General features: G+C 63.1%; 11 protein-coding genes and 5 rRNA genes. 4 read left to right on the top strand and 12 right to left on the bottom strand.

Annotated elements, in window-relative coordinates; genetic code table 11:
• Positions 1 to 17 precede the first annotated feature (17 nt).
• A complete protein-coding gene (locus BACI348_RS04725) occupies positions 18 to 1,100 on the top strand; it encodes an ABC transporter ATP-binding protein (RefSeq protein ID WP_159824177.1) in 1,083 nt (360 codons plus the stop codon).
• A gap of 231 nt (positions 1,101 to 1,331) precedes the next feature.
• A complete protein-coding gene (locus tag BACI348_RS04720) occupies positions 1,332 to 2,750 on the top strand; it encodes a DUF4032 domain-containing protein (RefSeq protein WP_159824176.1) in 1,419 nt (472 codons plus the stop codon).
• On the opposite strand, the gene BACI348_RS04715 is transcribed toward BACI348_RS04720, so the two are convergent.
• A complete protein-coding gene (locus BACI348_RS04715) occupies positions 2,747 to 4,120 on the bottom strand; it encodes an FAD-binding oxidoreductase (RefSeq protein WP_159824175.1) in 1,374 nt (457 codons plus the stop codon). The genes BACI348_RS04720 and BACI348_RS04715 overlap by 4 nt on opposite strands.
• Before the next feature lie 175 nt (positions 4,121 to 4,295).
• Here BACI348_RS04715 and BACI348_RS04710 point away from each other — a divergent pair, with 175 nt between their 5' ends.
• The gene (locus tag BACI348_RS04710; RefSeq protein ID WP_159824174.1) at positions 4,296 to 6,005 is read left to right on the top strand and encodes a glycoside hydrolase family 13 protein; all 1,710 of its coding nucleotides are present in this window, start codon (positions 4,296 to 4,298) and stop codon (positions 6,003 to 6,005) included.
• Positions 6,006 to 6,007: 2 nt separating this feature from the next.
• Entirely contained in the window at positions 6,008 to 7,045 is a 1,038-nt protein-coding gene (locus BACI348_RS04705) for a LacI family DNA-binding transcriptional regulator (RefSeq protein WP_159824173.1), read from the top strand.
• Here the strand turns inward: BACI348_RS04705 and BACI348_RS04700 are convergent.
• The 11 genes from BACI348_RS04700 to BACI348_RS04650 form a co-directional block, all read right to left on the bottom strand.
• Positions 7,042 to 7,599: an SRPBCC family protein gene (locus BACI348_RS04700; protein ID WP_159824172.1), complete on the bottom strand. Its 558-nt coding sequence runs from the start codon at positions 7,597 to 7,599 to the stop codon at positions 7,042 to 7,044. The two genes, BACI348_RS04705 and BACI348_RS04700, sit on opposite strands and share 4 nt — an antisense overlap.
• 156 nt (positions 7,600 to 7,755) lie before the next feature.
• Positions 7,756 to 7,872 (bottom strand): 5S ribosomal RNA (rrf, locus tag BACI348_RS04695).
• 274 nt (positions 7,873 to 8,146) lie between these two features.
• Positions 8,147 to 11,161, bottom strand: a complete 3,015-nt coding sequence (locus BACI348_RS04690) for a glycoside hydrolase family 2 TIM barrel-domain containing protein (RefSeq protein ID WP_159824171.1) — start codon at positions 11,159 to 11,161, stop codon at positions 8,147 to 8,149.
• 115 nt (positions 11,162 to 11,276) lie between these two features.
• On the bottom strand, positions 11,277 to 12,284 hold the full coding sequence (locus BACI348_RS04685) for a LacI family DNA-binding transcriptional regulator (RefSeq protein WP_159824170.1): 1,008 nt from the start codon (positions 12,282 to 12,284) through the stop codon (positions 11,277 to 11,279).
• A gap of 185 nt (positions 12,285 to 12,469) precedes the next feature.
• Positions 12,470 to 12,567: ribosomal RNA gene (gene rrf / locus BACI348_RS04680) — 5S ribosomal RNA — on the bottom strand.
• Positions 12,568 to 12,626: 59 nt separating this feature from the next.
• Positions 12,627 to 12,743: ribosomal RNA gene (gene rrf / locus BACI348_RS04675) — 5S ribosomal RNA — on the bottom strand.
• Positions 12,744 to 12,957: 214 nt separating this feature from the next.
• A 23S ribosomal RNA gene (locus BACI348_RS04670) occupies positions 12,958 to 16,082 on the bottom strand.
• Positions 16,083 to 16,616: 534 nt separating this feature from the next.
• Positions 16,617 to 18,142 (bottom strand): 16S ribosomal RNA (locus tag BACI348_RS04665).
• Together the 16S, 23S and 5S rRNA genes form the textbook arrangement of a ribosomal RNA operon.
• Before the next feature lie 630 nt (positions 18,143 to 18,772).
• Positions 18,773 to 22,462 (bottom strand): 1,4-alpha-glucan branching enzyme, encoded by a 3,690-nt coding sequence (locus tag BACI348_RS04660; RefSeq protein ID WP_159824169.1) that lies wholly within the window; start codon positions 22,460 to 22,462, stop codon positions 18,773 to 18,775.
• Between the two features lies 1 nt (position 22,463).
• On the bottom strand, positions 22,464 to 24,260 hold the full coding sequence (gene treS, locus BACI348_RS04655) for a maltose alpha-D-glucosyltransferase (RefSeq protein ID WP_159824168.1): 1,797 nt from the start codon (positions 24,258 to 24,260) through the stop codon (positions 22,464 to 22,466).
• Positions 24,257 to 26,338, bottom strand: a complete 2,082-nt coding sequence (locus BACI348_RS04650; protein WP_159824167.1) for an alpha-1,4-glucan--maltose-1-phosphate maltosyltransferase — start codon at positions 26,336 to 26,338, stop codon at positions 24,257 to 24,259. Before BACI348_RS04650 ends, treS begins: the two co-directional genes overlap by 4 nt.
• Positions 26,339 to 26,428 lie beyond the last annotated feature (90 nt).

Raw genomic sequence — 26,428 nt, 5'->3', positions numbered from 1 at the left:
TGAAGGGATTGATAACTGTGGCTACAGTTACTTTTGATAACGCTACGCGTCTGTACCCGGGCACAGATAAGCCCGCCGTCGATAAGCTCAACATCGACATCGCCGATGGCGAATTCCTGGTCCTCGTTGGACCCTCCGGTTGCGGTAAGTCCACCTCGCTGCGCATGCTCGCCGGCCTCGAGGACGTCAACGCAGGCCGAATCCTTATTGGCGACCGCGACGTCACCGACGTTCCGCCGAAGGACCGCGACATCGCGATGGTGTTCCAGAACTACGCGCTGTACCCGCACATGACTGTGGCCGACAACATGGGCTTCGCCCTGAAGATCGCAGGCGTTTCCAAGGAAGAGCGTGCCGAGCGCGTCCGTGAAGCCGCCAAGCTCCTTGACCTTGAGCCTTACCTGGACCGCAAGCCGAAGGCACTCTCCGGCGGTCAGCGCCAGCGTGTAGCCATGGGCCGCGCCATCGTCCGTAACCCCCAGGTCTTCCTCATGGACGAGCCGCTATCCAACCTGGACGCCAAGCTCCGTGTCCAGACCCGCACCCAGATCGCGTCCCTGACCCGCCGCCTGGGCGTCACCACCGTTTACGTGACGCACGACCAGGTCGAGGCCATGACCATGGGTGACCGCGTTGCTGTCCTCAAGGATGGCCTCCTGCAGCAGGTCGACACCCCGCGCAACCTCTACGACCGCCCGAAGAACGTCTTCGTCGCCGGCTTCATCGGCTCCCCGGCCATGAACCTGCTGGAACTGCCGGTTGTCGACGGCGGCGTCCAGTTCGGCGGCACCGTCTACCCCGTGCCGCGTGACGTCCTCGAAGAGGCACACGGCTCCACCGTGACGCTCGGAAGCCGTCCCGAGGACCTCGAGACCGCTCCGCACGGTGAAGGCCTGAAGGTAGAGGTCGACGTCGTCGAAGAGCTGGGTGCCGACGCCTACGTTTACGGCCACACCACCCTGGACGGCAAGGACCACGACATCGTGGCACGCGTCGACGGCCGCCGCCCTCCGATGAAGGGCGAGTCCATCTACGTCCGTCCGCAGTCAGGCCACGTGCACCTGTTCGACACCAAGACCGGCCTGCGCCTAGGCGACTGATCCTCCCCACCGACACCCTAACCTCGCTTCGCTTCGGCCAGGGAACCCTGCCAGTGTGGGCCCAACCGGCACCCTAACCTCGCTTCGCTCCGGCCAGGGAACCCTGCCAGCGTGGCCTTTGGTTAGCGACGGCGGCCCGCACCTTTACGCAATGGTGCGGGCCGCCGTCGGCCTTTAACCGTGCCCGCAGAAGAATTAGCGGGGCACGCCTACGTACGGAAGAATTGACGCATGACCGAGGAATACAACGCCCAGTGGCACGATGAACCCACCGACTACGCGCAGGTGGGCAAACTGCCGCGGTTCGCTCCCGCGAGTGCCGACGACGGCAAGCTCTCTTCGGTCTCCAGCAACCTGAACATCACGGCCGCAGCGGCCGACCCCGAGCTGCTGGACCTGCCGTGGCACATTGCCTTGGAGGAGTGGCCGGCAGAGAACCTGGCCGCCCTCCCCCGCGGCATCTCCCGGCACATCGTCCGGTTCGCCCACCTGGGCGGTTCGGTGATCGCCATCAAGGAAACCTCCGAGCACGTAGCCCGGCACGAGTACCACATGCTCCGCAAACTGGCCCGGCTGGATGTTCCTTGCGTGGAGCCGGTGGCCGTTATCACCGGCCGCACCACACTGGACGGAAGGCCGCTGAACCCCGTGCTGGTCACCCGGCACCTGAAGTTCTCCATGCCGTACCGCGCCCTCTTCTCGCAGATGCTCCGCAAGGACACCCTCACCAGGCTCATCGATGCGCAGGCGCTGCTGTTGGTGCGGCTGCACCTGATCGGCTTCTACTGGGGCGACGTTTCCTTGTCCAACACCCTGTTCCGCCGCGATGCCGGCGCCTTTGCCGCGTACTTGGTGGACGCCGAAACCGGGGAGCTGTACCCGGACCTGTCCACCGGCCAGCGGGAATACGATCTTGAAATCGCCCGGGTCAACATCGCCGGGGAACTGATGGACCTCTTGGACGGCGGGCTGATCGAGGAAAAGGTGGACCCCGTGGCCACCAGCGAACTCATCATGGACAGCTACCGCCGGCTGTGGACGGAGCTGACCGAGAAGGAATCCTTCGAACTCGGCGAACGCTGGCGGGTGGGAGCACGTATCCGGCGGCTGAACGAACTTGGCTTCGACGTCGAGGAATACGCCATCAAGACCACTCAGAACGGGTCCACCATCCAGCTGCAGCCCAAAGTAGTGGACGCCGGGCACCACATGCGCCGCCTGCTGCGGCTCACGGGCCTGGACGCCCAGGAGAACCAGGCACGCCGGCTGCTCAACGACATGGACTCCTTCCGGGCGGACAACAACCCGGACATGGACGAGGAATACAGCGCCCACCTGTGGGTCAGCCAGATCTTCGAGCCCATTGTCCGGTCCATCCCGCGCGACCTGTCCGGCAAGCTGGAGCCGGCGGAGGCCGTCCACGAGGTCCTGGAGCACCGCTGGTACATGTCCGAAAAGCAGGAGCGGCACATCCCCCTGGCGGAGGCTGTGCAGTCCTACATCGATTCCATCCTGCGGCACCGCAGGGACGAGGCGGCCATCATGCTGAACCCGCCCACCGGGCTGCTGAAGATCCTTGAGGCGGAGACGGAAGAGTCCCGCTACGGCGACGACGAGTCCATCGACGAGTACCCGGACTCGGACGACTAAATCGCCTTTCCGGGGTTGAGGATGCCGGCGGGGTCGAACAGCTCCTTGATCCGGCGCTGGAGTTCCCGGAGGGGTTCGGGCTGCTCCTGGCCCAGCCACCGAAGCTTGTACTGCCCCACGCCGTGCTCGCCGGTGATGGTGCCGCCCATGGCCAGCGCCGCTGTAATGGATTCGTCCAGCACCTGGTGAAGCCGCTCCAGCGCGGCCCCCTCCACCGTGTTGTCCGTGCGGTCGATCCAGAACGTGGGGTGCAGGTTTCCGTCGCCGGCATGGGCCACGACCTTCAGGTGTACGGCATTATTTTCGGCCATGGCCTCCAGGGCGGCTACGTAGTCCACCAGCCGCGAGCGGGGAACGGCCACATCCTCGCCCACCCGATACTCGTCGTCCACTTCCACGCCCCGGCTGTGGCGCCTCAGTTCCACGAGCCTTTCTGCCTCGGCGCTGGCTTCGGTGGTCACCGTTGCTCCGCCGGCCGCCAGGACTTCGCGGACCATCCGGGCCTCCGCTGCGGCACCGAAGCCGTCGGTCTGGACCAGCAGCAGGGACTTTCCGCGGGCGGTGAGGTCCGAGCCGTGGATCTCATCCAGCTGTGCCAGCGTGCCGCCGTCGAGCAGTTCCATGATGGCCGGCTGAACACGCGCCCGGCCTACAGCCAGGACGCCCGCTGCAGCCTGGCGGAAGTCCGGGTAGAAGGCGGCGATCGTGTGCACTTCCCGTGGGAGGTACTTCAGGCGCACCGTTACGCCCACCACGATTCCCAGCGTTCCTTCCGAGCCCACGAAGAGGCCGGTCAGGTCGTACCCTGCCACACCCTTGAAGGTCTGGTGGCCGGTGTGCAGGAGCGAGCCGTCCGCCAGGACAACGTCCAGCGCCAGCACCGAGTCCCGGGTGACGCCGTATTTTGCGCACCGCAGGCCGCCGGCGTTGGTGGCGACGTTGCCGCCGATGGTGGAACTGCGGAAGCTGGCGGGGTCCGGCGCGTACATCAGCCCGTGGTGGGCGGCGGCCTCGTTGAGCGCAGCGTTAATGACGCCGGGCTCCACCACCGCCGTTTCATCATCCGGATCCAGCGCCAGGATCCGGTCCATGCGCTCAAGGGACAGAATGATGCAGTCCTTGGTGGCGTGGGCGCCGCCGGAAACTCCCGTTCCGGCGCCGCGGGGGACAATCGGGACGTTGCCGGCGGCACACATCCGCACGACTGCCTGGACGTCCTCCACCGACTCCGGGAACACCACTGCCAACGGCAACTGGTACTCGAGGATGGGAGCCTGGTCCACCGCATACCTGCGGAGTGTTGTCTCTGCCCTGTCCACCTGGCCGGCCGCCAGGATGGTTTCCAGCTCCTCAACTACCACGCTTCCCACAAAGTCTCCATCCGCCGTCGCACGCTTTCCCAACAGTCTATTGGCGCAGTCCACAACACTTTTTGCAAACGCTTCCAGCCTGACCAGCAGTTATGCCTTTTTTGCCGTGTGAACCTGTGCTGAGGGAGGTGGAAGCGTTTTCATTTCTGCGAGCAACATGGCTAAGCTTGAACCCATGTCTGTCGAAACCCTGACACCCGCCGCCGGTCCGCTGACGCTGATCCACCCTGCCGACAGCTCCCCCGGCTGGTGGCGGTCCGCTGTGATCTACCAGGTGTACCCCCGCTCGTTCCGCGACCTGAACGGCGACGGCGTGGGAGACCTCGCGGGTATCACTGAGGAACTGCCCCATCTGGCGGACCTCGGCGTGGACGCCGTCTGGCTGTCGCCCTTCTACCGGTCCCCGCAGCGCGACGCCGGGTACGACGTCAGCGACTACTGCGACGTGGACCCGATCTTCGGCACCCTGGGTGACTTCGACGTGATGATGGCCGAATCCCACCGGCTGGGACTGCGCGTCATCGTCGACCTCGTCCCCAACCACTGCTCCGACCAGCACGCACTGTTCCAGGCTGCCCTCGCCGCACCCGCAGGCAGCCCCGAGCGGGACATGTTCATCTTCCGCGACGGCACCGGCCCCGAAGGCCATGAGCCGCCCAACAACTGGCAGTCCCACTTCGGCGGACCCGCCTGGACCCGGGTGACCGGGCCCAACGGCGAGCCGGACCAGTGGTACCTGCACCTCTTCGACTCCTCCCAGCCCGACTTCAACTGGGACAACCCCGCCGTCCACACCGAGTTCGAGCGGATCCTCCGGTTCTGGCTGGACCGGGGCGTTTCCGGCTTCCGCGTGGACGTGGCGCACGCACTGGTCAAGGCGCCCGGACTCCCCGCCTGGGGCGGACGGGCCGACGGCGGAAGTTCAGACGGCTTCCCCGGCCACGAGGCGCCGATGTTCGGCCAGCCGGCCATCCACGACATCTACCGCACTTGGCGCCGCATCCTGGACGGATACGGGCCCGACCGGATCCTCTGCGCTGAAGCAAGCGTGGACCTCCACCGGCTGGCGCACTGGGTGCGCCCGGACGAGATGCACCAGGCCTTCAACTTCCCGTACCTGCACGCAGGCCTGGACGTGTACCGGCTGCGCTCAGTGATTACCGACTCTTTGACGGTCCTGGACGGCGTGGGTGCCCCCAGCACCTGGGTGCTGTCCAATCACGACGTCGTCCGGCATGCCAGCCGCTTCGGCTACAACGGGCATGGTCCCAGGGACGGCGACGGCATCGGCCCGGCAGATCCCCAGCCGGACACCGCGCTGGGCCGGCAGCGGGCCGCGGCTGCATCCCTGTTTATGCTCGGGCTGCCCGGTGCGGCATATCTTTACCAGGGCGAGGAGCTTGGCCTGCCTGACGGCATCGATATTCCAGAGGGCCTCCGCCAGGACCCAACATTCGCCCGTACCGGCGGGGAACGGCTGGGCAGGGACGGTTGCCGGGTGCCGCTGCCGTGGCGTGCAGCCGAACGGCACCTCGGCTTCGGCCACGGCGATGACCCCTGGCTGCCCCTTCCTGCCTCGTTCGGGGAACTGGCGCGGGACGTGCAGGCCGCCTCGCCGGCGTCGCACCTTGCCCTTTACCGGACCATGCTGTCGGTTCGCCGTGAGCTGGACCTGGGCCGTGGATCCCTGGCATGGGCAGAGGACTGGTGCACGGGCTCATCCCTGGGGTATGTCAACGGCACTACGCTGGTGCTTATGAACCTCAACCACGAGCCGCTGGAGATGCCTGCCGGGCAGGTCCTCGTCCGCAGTACCCTTTCCGGCCCGGAAGGCCTGCTCGATTCGGGCGAAACCGCCTGGATCAGCCTTTCACCCTCGGAGTGAGCATGGCGGGCATCAAGGATGTCGCTGACAGGGCCGGGTTATCCATTGCGACCGTGTCACGGGCCCTAAGCGGGAAATCCAATGTCTCCGCCAAGAGCCGGAAACTGGCGCTGGAGGCGGCGGAGGAACTGGGATTCGTGCCGTCCTACCACGCCTCGAGCCTGGCTTCCGGGCGGAACCACAACATCGGCCTGGTGGTTCCCACCATCCACCGCTGGTATTTCTCCTCGGTGCTGGAGGGCGTGTCTGAGACCCTGCTGGATGCGGGCTACGACCTAACGCTGTACAACGTGGGTGACCAGCCCCAGCGCCGCAGCAGCGTACTGAACGATTTCCTGCTCCGGAAACGGCTGGACGCCGTCATTGCTGTCGCCCTGGTGCTCACTGACGCCGAAATCCAGCAACTCCTTGCCGTCCACCGGCCCATCGTGGGCATCGGCGGCACCCTGCGGGGGGCTTCCACGATCAGGATCGACGACGAGCGGCTGGCCCGGATGGCCACTGACCATCTGATCCGGCTGGGCCACACGCGGATAGCGCATATCACCGGAGATCCAGCTTTGGACCTGGACTTCAAGCTGCCCGGTGTCCGCCGGGTTGGTTATAGAAAGGCCATGGCTGCGGCCGGTTTGGAGATCCGCCCGGAGTGGCAGATGACCGCCGATTTCACCGTTCAGGGCGCATACGGAGCCGCCCGCCGGTTGTTGGGCAGCGCCTCGGAGCGGCCCACTGCAGTGTTTGCGGTGTCCGATGAAATGGCAGTGGGCACCATCCTTGCGGCCCGTGACTTTGGGCTGCGCGTTCCGCAGGATCTCTCAGTGGTGGGGATAGACGGCCATGAACTCAGCGAGACCTTCGGCCTGACTACAGTGGATCAGGACCCGCACGGGCAGGGTGTCCTGGCGGCCACCACTGCGCTGCAGCTGCTGACGGTTGGCTCAAAGGACGCCGGCGCCGGGCCGGTTCCGCCAGCTGACCAGGAGTTCCCGACGGAGTTCGTGATCAGGACAAGCACAGCCGTGCCCCCGGCTGATCGTTAGCGGTCCTCCCCTCCGGTACCCGAAGCGTCGCCGTCTGCAGCGTTGCCGTCTGCAGCGTCCCCGGCCGGGGCGCCCATAAAGCGGGCATATCTGGCAAGAATGTGCGGCCAGGCCTCCACGTACCGCCGGCGCTCCGCACCGGGGTCCTCGGCACCTTCCCACCCTTCGTGGAACACCCGGACCTCCGTGTCGTCTCCCACGGGCCGGAAGACCACCAGGAGCTCGGTGGACCACAGCGCGGTGGAGCCCGGGTGCCACGTGGCGTGGAAGGACAGAGGTGGCTGCCAGTTGTCGAGGGTTCCCCAGATGCTGGTCCGGCCGTCGTCCGCTGATTCGAGGATGAGGTTCTCCTCGAACTCCACATAGGAACCGGCGCCGTAGGCGCCGAAGGATTCCAAGGGCCACCACAGGTGCGTGTGGTCGGTAAACCCGGCGAACGCGTGCGCCACAGTGCCAGGCACAGTGACGGTGTTGACTACCGGTTCGAGGAGCCCGCCGGCTGTTTGCCCATCACTTTCAAAGGGCCCGGCACCGTGGCTGAAGAGGCTGTTCATGCTGACCAACTCTACCCGCGCCGTCCCGTCCCCCGCAGGCGCGCGCGCCAGTGCCGCCTTCCTGCGATGGGCGGCCGTTAGTGAGCGGGCGTTGGCGGGTTGGTTAAACAAGCAGGGCCCTGACGTCGTTTGTCAGGGCCCTACTGTGTAATTTATGTCCGGCGGTGACCTACTCTCCCACACCCTCCCGGGTGCAGTACCATCGGCGCTGTGGGTCTTAGCTTCCGGGTTCGGAATGGGACCGGGCGTTTCCCCCACGCTATGACCGCCGTAACCCTTTTACCCGCGACCCCCGTGGTGGGGGGTGGGGAAATCTGGTGGTTACAACATTGTGGTGTTGTTATTCAATTTAGTGTTTTGTTCCCTGCAACGAACCGGTTTGNCCCCACACCCCCAAAAACCCCGCCACCACAAGGATCCACACGGCCAAACACCACCACCAAGACCACCACACCTTCAAAACACCCACTATGCACTACCTCACATCCGCCGCAGCCGGCGCACAATGCCAGGCAGCATACGCCGGCCGGCGGGCAACAAGAGAGGCCTACCGGACTGAGAGCACCAGCGTGAAGTCGGCCTCCCGGGGCATGACCCGGTACTGCTCCAGCACACCAGGACCGCAGGCGGCGGTCCCCACTCCCCGGAGGGCGTGGTCGAAGTAGAGGTAGGTCCGTCCGTCCGGCTTCAGGTCCGGCCGATGGGCCGCCGCATCCAGCACTTTCTGGCTGTACGGCCGGACGGTCAGGGCGAAGGGGTCTCCAGTGATCTCGAGGACCCTGCCCTCAAGCTGCAGGGCGGCAGAGCGGACGCCGGACCGCGCCCCGGACTCCTGCGGGCGGACGTAGTCCACGTCCATCTCCGCCGCCGGCAGTGAGAACCACCCTGTCCGCGTTCCTTGCCCTGTGTCCGGGTAGCTCTGGTGCGGGCCCTGGCCAAACCAGCTCACGGACGAAGCCTGGTCCGCCAGGACAAGTTCCAGTCCGATGCGTGCCCATTCGACCTCAAAACCGCGGTTCACCCAAGCACCATCGGGCCGGACCTGCGTCCGAAGTGCAACAGCATCGCCGTCGGTACTCCATGTGTAGTCCACAAAAACCCCGTACTGCTTGTCGGCTGCGCTCACGCGCGTACGGACCGTCAGCGCCTCCCCGCCTTCCGGGCTGGCCTCCGCACTGATACCGAGCAGCCGGGCATGGAGCAGGTCCAGCCTCGCATCCTTCCATTGGATGGCGAGCGGGCGCTCGTCAGCGCCGCCCCATTCGCGGCCAAGGTCGTTGTCCGTGGGCGGCCACCACAAGGTCAAGGCGAGCTTCTCCACGGGGACACCGCCAATGGAGGTGGGCATGCCGGTGATCCGGCTGAATAGTACGGGTCCCAGCCCAAGCGCACTGTCCTCGACCCGGACCGGCACGACCGCCGACGGAAGGGCTGGGGAAGCGCCTGCCCGGACAGCCTGTCCCCATGCAACTTCGTGGCCGGCCGGAGCCCACGCCGTTTCAGCGGCGAGGACCGCACTCACAGTGAGGACCGCACGCTTGCCGTCAGGCAGCTCCGAAAACAAGGCCGGAAGCGGCACAACTGACTCCTCCTGAGGTGCCACCGGCGCCACGTCCACAGTCCCGCCGTCGTTCGTGCCGCCGTCGACCTCTACTGCGTACCGGAAGCTGAACGCGGAAGTATCCGCGAAGTCCTGGCCGTTGCGGACGGTAAAGCCGGACCAGTCGTCGGCCACGGTGATGCGCAGGGGCTCAATGACCTTTTTGAAGTCCAGCAGTCCCGGCCTGCTGTTGCGGTCGGCGTCCACCAGGCCATCGGTGACGAAGTTGCCGTCGTGAACTTCCTCACCGAAATCGCCGCCGTACCCGTAATGCTGGCTTCCGTCCGGGGACGTGATGGTAATGCCGTGCTCGAGCCATTCCCACACGAACCCACCCATGAGCCGCGGATACTTCTCGAACAGATCCTGGTACTCCGTCATGCCCCCGGGTCCATTGCCCATGGCGTGAACATATTCGCAGAGCACAAAGGGCATGGCCCGGCGTCGCGCATCCAGCGCGGCATCGTCCAGCGGCGCCTCAATCCCCTGCCCGATCAGGGCCGTTTCCGCCTGGCTGGCGTACATCCGGGAGTAGACATCAACGTGTTCCGAGGACCAGTCCCCCTCGTAGTGGATGGGGCGGGACGGGTCACGGTCCTTGGCCCAGCGTGACATCGCTGCGAGGTTCCTGCCCGTGCCGGCTTCATTGCCCAACGACCACATGATGACCGCCGGATGGTTCTTGTCCCGCTCCACCGTGCGGCGCATCCGGTCAACCAGGGCCTCCTCCCATTGCGGATCATCGCTGGGGTTCTGGGCCCAGCCCGCGCTCTCAAAGCCATGCGTTTCGAGGTCGCACTCGAGCACAACGTAGAAGCCGAGCTGGTCCGCGAGGGCCAGGAAATCAGGATGCGGCGGGTAGTGGGACGTCCGGATGGCATTGATGTTGTGCTGCTTCATCAGCCGCAGCTCGGCCTCCACCACGTCCCGGGGAACCACCCGGCCAAGGCGCGGGTGGTGCTCGTGGCGGTTGACGCCGCGCAGCAGGATCCGCCGCCCGTTGATTTTGAACTGTGCGTCCTGGATGGCAATGCTGCGGAAGCCCACCTGCAGCGTCAGGGTCTCGCCGGCGGCGCTGACAGTTGCCTGGTAGAGCCGGGGCACCTCGGCGGACCAGGGTTCGACGGCGGGGATGCGGACCTCCGTGCGGGCGGCCACTTCCAGGCCCAGCTCCGGAACGCGGACGACGGCGTCAATCGCCTGTCCGCCCCGGCTCGCCTCCACGTTGAGGGTGCCTTCGCCGGTGTGGTGATCGTAGCCGGCGTGGACAAAAACATCGTCAATGCCGTCGGCCGGCCGGGCCTGCAGCGTGACGTCACGGAAAATGCCGGCCAGCCACCACATGTCCTGGTCTTCCACGTAACTGGCGGCTGAGAACTGCGCCACCCGTACGGCCAGGGTGTTCTTTCCCTGCTTCAGGATTCCGCTGACATCGAATTCGTGGGCCAGCCGGCTGCCGCGCGTGGCGCCTAGTTCAGCACCGTTGAGCCACACCGTTCCGGCAGACTCGATGCCGTCGAACCGCAGCAGCGCATGGGGAAGGAATTCAGGCCCGGCTTCGAAGACCACTACAAAGTCGCCGATGGGGTTAGCTTCCGGAACGTGCGGCGGCTCCACGGCGAAGGGGAACTGGACGTTGGTGTATGCGGGCGCGCCATGGCCATGCATGGGCCAACTGGACGGCACGGGCAGGCTGCCAAAGCCGTTCAGGTCCTCACCACGCTGCCAGCCGTCTTCGGGCGCCACCCGGATCCCGGGGCTGAGCCGGAACTGCCACTCCCCGTTCAGCGACAGCCGCGGCGCATCACTGTGCAGGCAGGCACGTGCCGGCAGCGTTCCCCTGCCGGGCTGGAAGGACGCCAGATCCGCGATGGCTTCAACACCGATCTCCAGGTTGCGGGTGTGCCCGGCGGTCTTTGCAGGGGTGTTGCCGGCAGGAGCAGAAGGGGATTGAACTGACATGGGCTTCCTTGCTTCATGGGTTTGTCCGGGGGCAGCGCGCGGCTGCGCGCCGGGGTACGTGAACGTTCACGTTGCTTGCTTCAGCCTACCTGTAGTGAGCAATTTTGAGTAGGGCTCAGGCTGATTGCCGGAGGACGAGCTGGTGTTTGAGGACCAAGTTAGCTTCGGCGCTCCCTGGGTGGATGGCACCGCTGAGAAGGTTGTCCACGAGGTCGACGGCCGAACGGCCTACCGCCCGCAAGTCGAGTGCCAGCGTGGTCAGCTCGGGTGTCACGAGCTCGCCCAGGGGTATGCCGTCCATCCCTATCACCCCGCAGTCTTCCGGGACGGCCCTCCCTGCGTCGTGCAGGCCTTTAAGGGCCCCGGCCGCCATCAGGTCGTTGAACACCAGAAGCCCATCGATCCCGCCGTGTTCTGCAAGTATGCCCCGGACTTCGTCCCTGGCAGCGGGAGCGGAATCAGCGCTCCGGCGGACGATGATCTCCATGCCGGCCCCCGCGGCCGCGGCGGCAACAGCAACGCCCCGCGTGGTGGCAGGGCCCTCCTGGTCCGAATCAAGGTAGGCAATCCGCCGACGGCCTTCCGCCTGAAAACGCTCGAGCGCCAGCCCCGCCCCGTAGGAGTAGTCGAAGCAGATGCCGCCGGCAGCCCGACCCGCCGGGTAATCCAGCACCACCACAGGGCGCCGGCCCATCATGGTCTGGGCATCGCTGGAGCGCTCCCCCAAATATCCGACGAGGGCGTCCACCTGCGGCGCCAGGCGGGTCACGGCGTCCAGGCCGCTTCCGCTGCCGTGGCCAAAGTCATCAACCACCACGTTCCAGCCGCGCTGGGTGGCTTCTTCCACCACGCTGGATGCGAAAGCGGGGAAGTACGGGTTGGTGAGATCCGGGATGGCCAGCCCCAGCGAGATTCGGGCACCCTGCACCAGGCCCTTCGCGAAGCGGCTGGGGGTGTACCCGAGCTCCGCTGCCAGCTGCTGGACCCGTTCACGGGTGGCACTGCTGATTCCTGGCATGTCGTTCATTGCGCGGGTCACGGTCTGGCGCGAGACACCCGCGGCGGCCGCGACATCCAATATCGTTGCTCGTTGGATGCGGGGTTCGCGGGAACGTGAGGCCATGACGGTAAGTCTAGGCGGACAGCCGGCAGGCCTCCCCTTCACACCGGAGGCGCGCACAGTTGAGGCCGTATCCCCGGCGGCGCGGGCTCTGTTGGTGCGTTGAGGAGCCCGGGGTGGTGTGGTTGTTAAATGTGGGAGGCCCCAACCTGGTGGTTGGGGCCTCGACCTAATGGTTGTCCGGCGGTGACCTACTCTCCCACACCCTCCCGGGTGCAGTACCATCGGCGCTGTGGGTCTTAGCTTCCGGGTTCGGAATGGGACCGGGCGTTTCCCCCACGCNGTGGTGTGGTTGTTAAATGTGGGAGGCCCCAACCTGGTGGTTGGGGCCTCGACCTAATGGTTGTCCGGCGGTGACCTACTCTCCCACACCCTCCCGGGTGCAGTACCATCGGCGCTGTGGGTCTTAGCTTCCGGGTTCGGAATGGGACCGGGCGTTTCCCCCACGCTATGACCGCCGTAACCCTTTTACCCGCGACCCCCCGTGGTGGGGGGTGGGGAAATCTGGTGGTTACAACATTGTGGTGTTGTTATTCAATTTAGTGTTTTGTTCCCTGCAACGAACCGGTTTGGTTTGTTGTTTGGGAACCACATAGTGGACGCAAGCAGTCTTGTTCTCTTTTTACCACCGCCGGTGTTGGCAAACGCTTTTGAACCCGTTTGCCCGGGGTGGTGTGTGGTGTAAGTTATCGGCCTATTAGTACCGGTCAGCTTCACGAGTCGTTAGTCCTCGCTTCCACATCCGGCCTATCAACCCAGTGGTCTGGCTGGGGGCCTCTCACACACAAGGTGTATGGAAATCTCATCTTGAAGCGAGCTTCCCGCTTAGATGCTTTCAGCGGTTATCCCATCCGAACGTAGCTAATCAGCGGTGCACTTGGCAGTACAACTGACACACCAGAGGTTCGTCCGTCCCGGTCCTCTCGTACTAAGGACAGCCCTTCTCAAATTTCCTGCGCGCGCAGCGGATAGGGACCGAACTGTCTCACGACGTTCTAAACCCAGCTCGCGTACCGCTTTAATGGGCGAACAGCCCAACCCTTGGGACCTACTCCAGCCCCAGGATGCGACGAGCCGACATCGAGGTGCCAAACCATGCCGTCGATATGGACTCTTGGGCAAGATCAGCCTGTTATCCCCGAGGTACCTTTTATCCGTTGAGCGACGGCCATTCCACAATGTACCGCCGGATCACTAGTCCCGACTTTCGTCCCTGCTCGAGATGTCTCTCTCACAGTCAAGCTCCCTTGTGCACTTACACTCGACACCTGATTGCCAACCAGGCTGAGGGAACCTTTGGGCGCCTCCGTTACTTTTTAGGAGGCAACCGCCCCAGTTAAACTACCCATCAGGCACTGTCCCTGACCCGGATTACGGGCCGAAGTTAGATGTCCAAAGTGACCAGAGTGGTATTTCAACGATGACTCCACCCGAACTGGCGTCCGGGCTTCAACGTCTCCCACCTATCCTACACAAGCCACTCCGAACACCAATACCAAACTATAGTAAAGGTCTCGGGGTCTTTCCGTCCTGCTGCGCGTAACGAGCATCTTTACTCGTACTGCAATTTCGCCGAGTTTATGGTTGAGACAGCGGGGAAGTCGTTACTCCATTCGTGCAGGTCGGAACTTACCCGACAAGGAATTTCGCTACCTTAGGATGGTTATAGTTACCACCGCCGTTTACTGGGGCTTAAATTCTCAGCTTCGCCGTGAGGCTAACCGGTCCTCTTAACCTTCCAGCACCGGGCAGGAGTCAGTCCGTATACATCGTCTTGCGACTTCGCACGGACCTGTGTTTTTAGTAAACAGTCGCTTCCCCCTGGTCTCTGCGGCCCCGATCCCCTCCGGACAGCAAGTGTCCATCAAGGTTGGGGCCCCCCTTCTCCCGAAGTTACGGGGGCATTTTGCCGAGTTCCTTAACCATAATTCTCTCGATCGCCTTAGTATTCTCTACCTGATCACCTGTGTCGGTTTGGGGTACGGGCGGCTAAAACCTCGCGTCGATGCTTTTCTCGGCAGCATAGGATCACCAAATCCCCCCAAACGGGGGTCCCATCAGATCTCAGGCATCATGAACAGCGGATTTGCCTACCGTTCGCCCTACATCCTTAGACCGGGACAACCATCGCCCGGCTCGGCTACCTTCCTGCGTCACACCTGTTAATACGCTTGCCTCCCAGGATCAGGTCCTGCGCTCCACCAAAACCCTCACACCACAAGGGTGATCGGGCAGGTCTCGGGCAGTTAGTATCCCCTGTTCAACATGGACGGTTTTTCGCCGGTACGGGAATATCAACCCGTTGTCCATCGACTACGCCTGTCGGCCTCGCCTTAGGTCCCGACTTACCCAGGGCAGATTAGCTTGACCCTGGAACCCTTGATCATTCGGCGGACGGGTTTCTCACCCGTCTTTCGCTACTCATGCCTGCATTCTCACTCGTGTAGGCTCCACCGCTGGTTTACACCGCGACTTCACTGCCCACACGACGCTCCCCTACCCATCCAAACGCCTGAACCACAAGGGCTTAGCTAATATTTGAATGCCACAACTTCGGCGGTGTACTTGAGCCCCGCTACATTGTCGGCGCGGAATCACTTGACCAGTGAGCTATTACGCACTCTTTTAAGGATGGCTGCTTCTAAGCCAACCTCCTGGTTGTCTGAGCAACTCCACATCCTTTCCCACTTAGCACACGCTTAGGGGCCTTAGTTGGTGGTCTGGGCTGTTTCCCTCTCGACTATGAAGCTTATCCCCCACAGTCTCACTGCTGCGCTCTCACTTACCGGCATTCGGAGTTTGGCTGACGTCAGTAACCTTGTAGGGCCCATTAGCCATCCAGTAGCTCTACCTCCGGTAAGAAACACGCAACGCTGCACCTAAATGCATTTCGGGGAGAACCAGCTATCACGAAGTTTGATTGGCCTTTCACCCCTACCCACAGCTCATCCCCTCCATTTTCAACTGAAGTGGGTTCGGTCCTCCACGACGTCTTACCGTCGCTTCAACCTGGCCATGGGTAGATCACTTCGCTTCGGGTCTAGATCACGCCACTGCAACGCCCTATTCAGACTCGCTTTCGCTACGGCTTCCCCACACGGGTTAACCTCGCGACGTAACACTAACTCGCAGGCTCATTCTTCAAAAGGCACGCCGTCACAACTACAAGGCTGCTCCGACGGATTGTAAGCACACGGTTTCAGGTACTGTTTCACTCCCCTCCCGGGGTACTTTTCACCTTTCCCTCACGGTACTGGTCCGCTATCGGTCATTAGGGAGTATTTAGGCTTATCAGGTGGTCCTGACAGATTCACACGGGATTTCTCGGGCCCCGTGCTACTTGGGATACTCTCCAGGCGGTACACAACATTACAGTTACGGGGCTCACACCCTCTCTGGCCGGCCTTTCAAGACCGTTCACCTATGCCTGCACATCACACCTCACCAGCCCGGCAGAACTGGTATGGAAAGTCCCACAACCCCGACCATGCAACGCCCGCCGGCTATCACACATGGAACGGTTTAGCCTGATCCGCGTTCGCTCGCCACTACTAACGGAATCACTATTGTTTTCTCTTCCTGCGGGTACTGAGATGTTTCACTTCCCCGCGTTCCCTCCACGCACCCTATGTGTTCAGATGCGGGTCACCAGATCACTCGCGCGTCTGGCGGGGTTTCCCCATTCGGACACCCTGGGATCACAGTCCGGTTATCGACTCCCCCAGGCTTATCGCAGATTCCTACGTCCTTCTTCGGCTCCTAATGCCAAGGCATCCACCGTGTGCTCTTAAAAACTTGACCACAAAAGATCAATCAGTAATTTTCGAGAGAACCATGAAAACCAACCACACCCAACAACCACCAACCCCAAAGGGCCAGCCATCATCAAACGCAGCCAGATCCAGGTTCATATTCTTGGAAATTGCTTCTTATAAAAGATGCTCGCGTCCACTATGTAGTTCTCAAACAACAACCCCAAACCCCACACCCCACACACCCAAAAGGACACGCGATCGGCGAAGCCAGGAAAACCAGAAACACAAGTCCCGGAACCAGACACAACCCACAAAGGCCGCACCCGCACCGGTCCTGTTGCTTCAGGACCCAACAGTGTGCCAAACACTAAACCACCCAAACCCCAACCCCACCGTTCCACGACACCCACCCGAAAGCAGACATCCGTACTAGACAAGACCAGAACCCAAGCAGCAGCTATTCATTGATATTCCACCCATGAGCACCCGCCGCAGAACAAACGTCTGCGCAACGGGCATATACTCCTGACAAACCCCACCAACGCATACACGCGGCAACGAGCCTGTAGGTGCTCCTTAGAAAGGAGGTGATCCAGCCGCACCTTCCGGTACGGCTACCTTGTTACGACTTAGTCCCAATCGCCAGTCCCACCTTCGACAGCTCCCTCCCACAAGGGGTTAGGCCACCGGCTTCGGGTGTTACCAACTTTCGTGACTTGACGGGCGGTGTGTACAAGGCCCGGGAACGTATTCACCGCAGCGTTGCTGATCTGCGATTACTAGCGACTCCGACTTCATGGGGTCGAGTTGCAGACCCCAATCCGAACTGAGACCGGCTTTTTGGGATTAGCTCCACCTCACAGTATCGCAACCCTTTGTACCGGCCATTGTAGCATGCGTGAAGCCCAAGACATAAGGGGCATGATGATTTGACGTCGTCCCCACCTTCCTCCGAGTTGACCCCGGCAGTCTCCTATGAGTCCCCACCATCACGTGCTGGCAACATAGAACGAGGGTTGCGCTCGTTGCGGGACTTAACCCAACATCTCACGACACGAGCTGACGACAACCATGCACCACCTGTAAACCGACCACAAAGTGGGGCACCTGTTTCCAGGCATTTCCGGTTCATGTCAAGCCTTGGTAAGGTTCTTCGCGTTGCATCGAATTAATCCGCATGCTCCGCCGCTTGTGCGGGCCCCCGTCAATTCCTTTGAGTTTTAGCCTTGCGGCCGTACTCCCCAGGCGGGGCACTTAATGCGTTAGCTACGGCGCGGAAAACGTGGAATGTCCCCCACACCTAGTGCCCAACGTTTACGGCATGGACTACCAGGGTATCTAATCCTGTTCGCTCCCCATGCTTTCGCTCCTCAGCGTCAGTTAATGCCCAGAGACCTGCCTTCGCCATCGGTGTTCCTCCTGATATCTGCGCATTTCACCGCTACACCAGGAATTCCAGTCTCCCCTACATCACTCTAGTCTGCCCGTACCCACCGCAGATCCGGAGTTGAGCCCCGGACTTTCACGGCAGACGCGACAAACCGCCTACGAGCTCTTTACGCCCAATAATTCCGGATAACGCTTGCGCCCTACGTATTACCGCGGCTGCTGGCACGTAGTTAGCCGGCGCTTCTTCTGCAGGTACCGTCACTTTCGCTTCTTCCCTACTGAAAGAGGTTTACAACCCGAAGGCCGTCATCCCTCACGCGGCGTCGCTGCATCAGGCTTGCGCCCATTGTGCAATATTCCCCACTGCTGCCTCCCGTAGGAGTCTGGGCCGTGTCTCAGTCCCAGTGTGGCCGGTCACCCTCTCAGGCCGGCTACCCGTCGTCGCCTTGGTAAGCCATTACCTCACCAACAAGCTGATAGGCCGCGAGTCCATCCAAAACCACAAAAAGCTTTCCACCAACCACCATGCGATGGAAGGTCATATCCGGTATTAGACCCAGTTTCCCAGGCTTATCCCAGAGTTAAGGGCAGGTTACTCACGTGTTACTCACCCGTTCGCCACTAATCCCCGGTGCAAGCACCGGATCATCGTTCGACTTGCATGTGTTAAGCACGCCGCCAGCGTTCATCCTGAGCCAGGATCAAACTCTCCGTTGAAGTAAAACAAAAACGAACACCACCAAGCCGCCACGGGAAAACGCAGCAACCAGACAGCAAAATTTGAAACCAGCTGTAAAAACCAGACCACCCACAGGGGTAGGCAATCCAGTCAATTCAACCAATCAATAAAACAATCGGTATCAACAAACTTGGCACACTATTGAGTTCTCAAACAACAGACACANAGCCGCCACGGGAAAACGCAGCAACCAGACAGCAAAATTTGAAACCAGCTGTAAAAACCAGACCACCCACAGGGGTAGGCAATCCAGTCAATTCAACCAATCAATAAAACAATCGGTATCAACAAACTTGGCACACTATTGAGTTCTCAAACAACAGACACACCCAGCACCACCACAACACAAAACCCGTCATGGATCGCTCCGGAGCAACTTTTCAAACTTACCCGCTGGCTTTCCGCTTGTCAAACCGGCGTCCGCGACCATCATCACCGTGAGGCTTGATTGTCGGTTTTTCCGGCTGACTCCGTGGACCAGCGCGGAAATAAACTCTACCACCACTGCGGCGAGATGGCCAACCGGGGTTCCACGCAGCCGCGCAGTGCCACGAAAAAGCCCGGAATCACAAGGATCCCGGGCTTTCGCGGTACTGAAACAACAGAGGTCAGCCGGCAGCCGGCTTGAAGTAGGCGGCACCCAGCGGTGGCAGGGTGACGCTCAACGTGGCCGGCTGGCCGTCCTGCCCCTCCCCGGTCGCCTTCAGTTCTCCACTGTTGAGCACGCCGGATCCGCCGTACGTGGTGTCGTCGGTGTTGAGCACCTCAATCCAGGCCCCTGCTTCCGGCACACCCAGCGTGTAGCCGGCGTGCGGTGCGCCCGAGAAGTTGATGGCGCACACCAGCGGGTTGCCTTCCTTGTCCCATCGGATGAAGGACAGGACGTTGCGGTCCGCGTCTCCCCCGTTGATCCACTGGAAGCCGCCCGGTTCATTGTCGCGGGTGTAGAGGGCAGGGGTGGACGCGTAAACCTCGTTGAGGGCCTTCGTCAGCAGCTGCACACCCTGGTGCGCCGGGATATCCGCGAGATACCAGTCGAGGCCGTGCAGTTCGGACCACTCCGCTTCCTGGCCGAATTCCGTGCCCATGAAGATGAGCTGCTTGCCCGGGTGTGCCCACTGATATGCCAGGAAAGCACGCAGGTTAGCCAGCTGCTGCCAGCGGTCGCCGGGCATCTTGCGGAGCATGGATCCCTTGCCGTGGACTACCTCATCGTGGCTGATGGGCAGCAGGAAGTTCTCGGTGAAGGCATAGACCATGGAGAACGTAATGGTGCCGTGGTGCCACTTGCGGTTCACCGGGTCCTCGGAGGCGTACTTGAGGGAGTCGTGCATCCAGCCCATGTTCCACTTCAGGCCGAAGCCCAGGCCGCCGTGGCTCGTCGGTGCGGTAACGCCGGGGAAAGCGGTTGATTCCTCGGCAATCATCACCGCGCCGGGGTGGGTCTTGTACACCGTGGCGTTGACTTCCTGCAGGAAGGAGATTGCTTCCAGGTTCTCCCTGCCGCCGAAGCGGTTGGGCCGCCACTGTCCCTCTTCCCGTGAGTAGTCCAGGTAGAGCATCGAGGCCACGGCGTCCACACGCAGGCCGTCGATGTGGAACTCGTCAAGCCAGTACAACGCGTTGGCCACCAGGAAGTTGCGGACCTCCGTCCGGCCGAAGTCGAAGATCAGCGTGCCCCAGTCGGGGTGTTCGCCCAAGGCCGGGTCGGAGTGCTCGTAGAGGGGTTCCCCGTCGAACTGTGCCAGGGCCCAGGCGTCCTTAGGGAAGTGGGCGGGAACCCAGTCCAGCAGGACGCCGATGCCGGCCTGGTGGAGTGCGTCCACGAGGTACCGGAATTCGTCCGGGTGGCCGAACCGGGACGTGGGGGCGAAGTATGAGGTGACCTGGTAACCCCATGAACCGCCGAACGGGTGCTCGGCCACCGGCATGAACTCCACGTGGGTGAACCCCATCCACTTGACGTAGTCCACCAGTTCCTTGGCAAGTTCCCGGTAGCCGAGGCCCAGCTTCCAGGAACCGAGGTGCACTTCGTAGACGCTCATGGGCGAGTTGTGCGGATCCCGCTTAGAGCGGGCCTCCATCCACTTGTCGTCCTTGAACGCGTACGACGGCTCCACAACACGGGAGGCGGTCAGCGGCGGGACCTCGGTTCCGAACGCCAGAGGGTCGGCCTTCTCCACCCAGTAACCGCTCCGCGTGCGGATCTCGAATTTGTAGCACGCCCCGGCGGTCACGCCGGGAATAAAGATTTCCCAGACCCCGGACGAACCCAGGGAACGCATCGAATTCTCCCGCCCGTCCCAGGCGTTGAAATCGCCCTTGACCCGTACTGCCTGCGCGTTGGGTGCCCACACGGCGAAGGACACACCATCCACGTCGCCGAGGGAGGACTTGTAGTGCTGGACGTGGGCACCGAGGACCTCCCAGAGTTTCTCGTGCCGGCCTTCACCGATGAGGTGCAGATCCACTTCACCCACCGTGGGCAGGTAGCGGTAGGGCTCGTCCACGGTGACGGGTTCGGCGCCCGGGTAGGTGACGGCCAGCCGGTAATCCGGAACGTGGCCGTGCTGCAGCGGCTCCATGACGGCCACCCACACGCCGTGGGCCTCGTGTTCCATGGGAACCTCGCCCGCAGCGGTGATCACCGTGACGGACTCCGCCATGTGCTTCACGGTACGGATGGTGACGTGGCCGTAGTTATCCAGGTGTGCGCCCAGGACAGAATGGGGGGCGTGGTGTTCGCCGTTCGCGATCTTGCCCAGGGTATCCGCGTCCACTTGCAGCGGCACCCCCGGACGGTCGGTTCGTGCTGAGCCTGTCATTTCCTTACCTTCCGATGCTGCTCCGGCCTGGTCGCCGGTGCCGTTACCGCTAAGGAGCCGCCTGGCGGCGTTCACGGGGATCGCCAGCCAGTCGGGCCTGTTACGCATTTCATAAACTACTTCGTACAGTGCCTTGTCCAGCCACAATGCCACAAAGAGTGGCGAGTCCTTGGCCACGGTACCGGGCGTGACTTCCGCATACCCCGCAAGGAACGCGTCGGCGCAGTCATCCACCCAGGAGGCGGGCACCTGCGCGCCCTCCTGCTCGCGGTGCGCGGCCCCTGCGGCGTAGTCGAAGGAGCGCAGCATCCCCACCACATCGCGGAGGGGAACGTCGGGAACGTTCCGTTCTGCGATCGGTCGCAGGGGCTCGCCCTCGAAGTCGAGGATGGCCCACCGGGGCCCGGTCCCGGCCTGCCCCGGAACCTGCAGGATCTGGCCCAGGTGGAGGTCTCCGTGGATCCGCTGCAGCGGACCGGCCGCGACGCCGTCGAGCCCGTCCAGCAGGCGGTCCAGGGCCTCGTCGTAAGGTCCGACGGCGGAAGCGGCTTCCGCCCAGGCCTGCCGGACCCGCTGGGCTACTCCGGTCCCAATCCCCTTGCCCGGCTCAGCCTCGCTGGACTGTCCCAGGGCTTCGGCAAGCCGGCGGTGGACCGTCGCCGTGGCGGCGCCAAGGGCGCGCGCCTCCGCCGTAAAGTCCGTTCCGGACCGCGCCGCGTCAACGGCCAGGCGCCAGGCATCAAGCCCGCCGGCAAGGAATTCATGGGCTACAGCCAGCTCCCCCTCGGCGTGCCGGGAACCCGTGGCAGTGCCCGCCCGGGAAGGAAGGCCTTGCGCCAGCCACTCGCCGCGCACCCAGCCGAGGGTCGCGGGAACTTCAGAGGTACCGGCCGAGGTAAGGGCGGCACCGACCTCAACTTCGGGATTGGTTCCTTCGGAGAGGACACGGAAGAATTTCACGATGGCGGCCGATTCGCCGTCATCAACGATCACCGAACTGTTGGACTGCTCACCCGACAGCACCTTCACCACGCCCCGGGCGGTGGGAAGCCGGTGGACTCCCGGCGTCCGGAACCCCGCGGCCGTTCCGCTGGGAGCCTTCTGCCCGTGACGCATCAGCTCGAGCCAGGCGCCCACGAAGTCGGGATCGTGCACGGCGTCGTAGACCCAGGGCCTGGAGGGATCCATACCTGCCGCCTCGCCGATCAGCGCCCGCTCCATGCCGGCTGCCGGTGCCGGCCGGAAACTCAAGGGAACCTGCACCACTTCGGTGCGGCGGCCGCCGTCGGCCCCCTTGGTGGTGACCTTCAGGAGGAACACCGCGAGCGCCGCGTGGCCGGAAGGATCCTCGAGCCCGAGGCTGCCGGCCTGGGCCACCTCGAAGCCGGGTGTCTTGACAGGGAACCACCGCTGCCTGGGAAGCCATTCCTGAAGCAGTGCGGTCAGGGCGGGAGTAAGGATGGGCTGGTTCATGTCAGTTCTCAATCGAGAGGATCGGCATAGCCTGGGTATAGGGAGACGAAGGATTGGACGCCGCGGACCGGACGCGCAGCCAGAAGAAATCATGGCTGCCCAGGGTCAGCGTCAGCGTTCCGTCCTCGTTGATGCCAGGAAATGGCTGGCCGCCGAACACGTCCCGAAGGCCGCGCCCGGCGTAATCCGGAATGCGCAGCCTGGCGGCCACTGGATGCTGCGAGAGGTTGAAAGCGCACAGGACGCTTTCGCCGTCCACCCCCGCGGAGTTGCCGGCGGGCAGTTCCCGGAGGTACGCCAGCACCGCGTCGTGGTCGGCTTCGACGTGCTTGAAGGAACCCAGGCCAAACGCGGGGTGGTTCTTGCGGACGCTAAGGATCTGCCGGGTCCACCGGAGCAGGGAACCCGAATGCGCGGCTTCGGCCTCGACGTTGGCCATGTTGTAGTTATAGACCAGGGACTGGATCACCGGCAGGTACAGCTTGCCCGGGTCCGCGTGGGAGAACCCTGCGTTGCGGTCCGGGTTCCACTGCATCGGGGTGCGGACGGCGTCCCGGTCCTCGAGCCAGATGTTGTCACCCATGCCGATTTCGTCCCCGTAATACAGGAACGGGCTGCCCGGCAGCGAGAGCAGCAGGGCGTTGATCAGTTCGATCTCGGCGCGGGAGTTGTCCAGCAGCGGCGCCAGCCGGCGCCGGATGCCGATGTTGGCACGCATCCGGGGGTCCGGCGCGTACCAGCCGAGCATGGCGGCCCGTTCGTCCGCGGTAACCATCTCCAGGGTCAGCTCGTCATGGTTCCGCAGGAACGTCCCCCACTGGGCGCCTTCAGGAATGTTCGGGGTGTCCTTCATCGTCTCGATGATGGGAGCGGCCTTCTGGTCCCGGAGCGCATAGTACAGGCGGGGCATGATGGGGAAGTGGAAGGCCATGTGGCATTCGGGGTCCTCTTCCGTCCCGAAGTACTCCACCACCTCGTTGGGCGGCTGGTTGGCCTCGGCAATGATGACGCGGCCGGGGTAGCTCTCGTCCACCATGGACCGGAGCCTGCGGAGGAACTCGTGGGTGGCGGGCAGGTTCTCGCAGTTGGTGCCCTCCTCCTCGTAGAGGTACGGGATGGCATCGGCACGGAACCCGTCGATGCCCTGGTCCAGCCAGAACCGCACCACGTCAAACAGCGCCTCGATGACCTTGGGGTTCTCGAAGTTCAGGTCCGGCTGGTGGCTGAAAAACCGGTGCCAGAAAAACTGGCGGCGGATGGGGTCGAAGGTCCAGTTCGATTCCTCGGTGTCCACGAAGATGATCCGGGCGTCCTGGTACTTCTCGTCCGTGTCGCTCCACACGTAGAAGTCGCCGTACGGGCCGTCCGGATCCTTCCGTGATTCCTGGAACCAGGGGTGCTGGTCGGAGGTGTGGTTCAGGGGCAGGTCGATGATGACCCGCACTCCCCTGGCGTGCGCTTCGGCCACCAGCCGCTTGAAGTCGGTGATGGTGCCGAACTCGTCCAGCACCGAGTTGTAGTCGGAGATGTCGTAGCCGCCATCGCGCAGCGGGGACTGGAAGAACGGGGGGAGCCAGAGGCAGTCCACGCCCAGCCACTGCAGGTAGTCAAGCCTGTCGATGAGGCCCGAGAAATCTCCCGAGCCGTCACCGTTGGCATCCGCAAAAGCTCTGACGAGGACCTCGTAGAAAACGGCCTTCCGGTACCACAGAGGATCGTGCTGCAGGCCCGGGGCATTCAGTTCGAAGGTGCTCTTCGGCGTGAAATGCTGGCCCGAACTTTGCGGATTAAAACTCACTGATGCGCTCTCCTCACACTCAGGATGTGTGCGGGCTCAATATGCGGGTCGAGACGGACGTAGTTGAACTCGCCCCATTCCCAGCTTTCGCCGGAGATGAGGTCGTCCACATGGAAGCCGTTGTTCGCCGTGAGGTCGTCCGGATCCAGTTCCAGGGCCGCGAGGTCCAGCCAGACGCTGCTCTCCTTGGTGACGTGCGGATCCACGTTCACCACCACAATGATGGTGTCCTTGGAACCGTCAGGCAGCGTCTTGTGCTTTGAGTACACCACGGTGGAATCGTCGGTGCTGGAGTGCACGGTCAGGTTCTGCAGGTCCTGCAGCGCCGGATGCTGATGCCGGATCTCGTTCAGCCTGGTGATGTATGGCGCCAGGGTCCTTCCGGACTGGGCCGCAGCATCCCAGTCACGTGCTTTGTACTCGAACTTCTCGTTGTCGATGTACTCCTCGGCTCCCGGCCGCGCAACGTGCTCGTACAGTTCGTAACCGGCGTAGACCCCCCACAACGGGCTGGCAGTGGACGCCAGTGCCGCCCTGATCTTGAAGGCCGCAGGGCCGCCGAACTGAAGGTATTCGGTGAGGATGTCCGGCGTGTTCACAAAGAAGTTGGGCCGGAAGAAGGCCGGCGATTCGTGGCTGACCTCGGTGAAGTAGTCCTCGATTTCCTTCTTGGTATTGCGCCACGTGAAGTAGGTGTAGGACTGCTGGAAGCCGGCACGGCCCAGCGCGTGCATCATGGCGGGGCGGGTGAAAGCCTCAGCGAGGAACACCACGCCCGGAGCTTCCTTATTTACCTGCGCAATCAGCCATTCCCAGAACCACACGGGTTTGGTGTGCGGGTTATCGACGCGGAATATTCTTACGCCGTGGCTGACCCACAGCAGGACAATGCGGAGAATTTCGTTTGAGAGCCCTTCCGGATCATTATCGAAATTCAGCGGGTAAATGTCCTGGTACTTCTTAGGCGGATTTTCCGCATAGGCGATGCTGCCATCAACGCGGGTGGTGAACCACTCCGGATGTGACTGCACCCAGGGGTGGTCCGGGGCGGCCTGCAATGCCAGGTCCAGGGCCACTTCCAAGCCCAGTTCATTGGCCCGCGCCACGAAAGCGTCAAAGTCCTCGAATGTGCCAAGGTCCGGGTGGATGGCATCGTGGCCACCTTCCTTGGCACCGATGGCCCATGGCGACCCGGGATCGTTGGGGCCGGCCACCAGCGTGTTGTTGGGCCCCTTGCGGTGCTGGATGCCGATGGGGTGGATAGGCGGCATGTACAGCACGTCGAAGCCCATGGCGGCCACGGCGTCGAGGCGTTTGGCTGCGGTGCGGAAGTTCCCGGAAGTCCAGGCTCCCGTCTCGTGGTTGCGGACGGCGCCCTCCGAACGGGGGAAGAATTCGTACCAGGCACCCCGGCCCGCGAGGTCCCTCTCCACCAGCAGCGGGAACCGCTCGGAGACTGTCACCAGTTCGCGAATGGGCTCTCGCTCCACGATTTCCGCCACGCCGTGACTGAACCCGGCAGCCAGACGCTCTTCCGCGCTCAGGGACCCGTCCGCCAGCCGCTCGGCGACCCACCGCAATGTTGCCCTGTCCGCCTCGCTGCGCGAGTCGTCGTGGGCCGCTTCACCCAGCAGTGCCGCACCCTCGGCGAGCATCAGTTCCACGTCGATTCCGGCGTCCACCTTCACCTCGGCGTTGTGGTGCCAGGTACCGTAGCGGTCGTGCCAGGCCTCGATGACGAAGGACCAGTTGCCGACGTCCGACGGCGTGAGGACGCCTTCCCAGCGGTCCGTCCCCATGCCGCGTTCCCCGCGCGGCGGTGCGAGCCTCACCCGCTGGCGCTCGTTGCCGTCCGGGTCGAGAAGCACGGCACTGACCCCGAGCATGTCATGCCCCTCGCGGAAGGCCGTGGCCCCGACCACTATTCCCTCACCCGGCAGGGCCTTGGCGGGGACTCTTCCACCGTCCACCACCGGCTGCACGGCGGTGATGGGAAAACGTCCAAACCGCAGGCCGTCAGTGATGCGGCTCTTGGGCTTATTGTCTAATGCGGCACTGGTTCCTGAGTTAGTCGTCACACGCTCGACGTTAGCGAGAAATGGCCAGGATTGCTAAGCCTTGCGCACTAATTTTGTTGCGGCCCGTGTCATTTACTCCGTGCCCACAGT

Origin of the sequence: Arthrobacter sp. 9AX, from assembly GCF_902506095.1 — a bacterium.
Lineage (GTDB): Bacteria > Actinomycetota > Actinomycetes > Actinomycetales > Micrococcaceae > Arthrobacter.
Note: the sequence above shows the minus strand (reverse complement) of the source record. Positions and strands in the feature narration are given on the sequence as shown.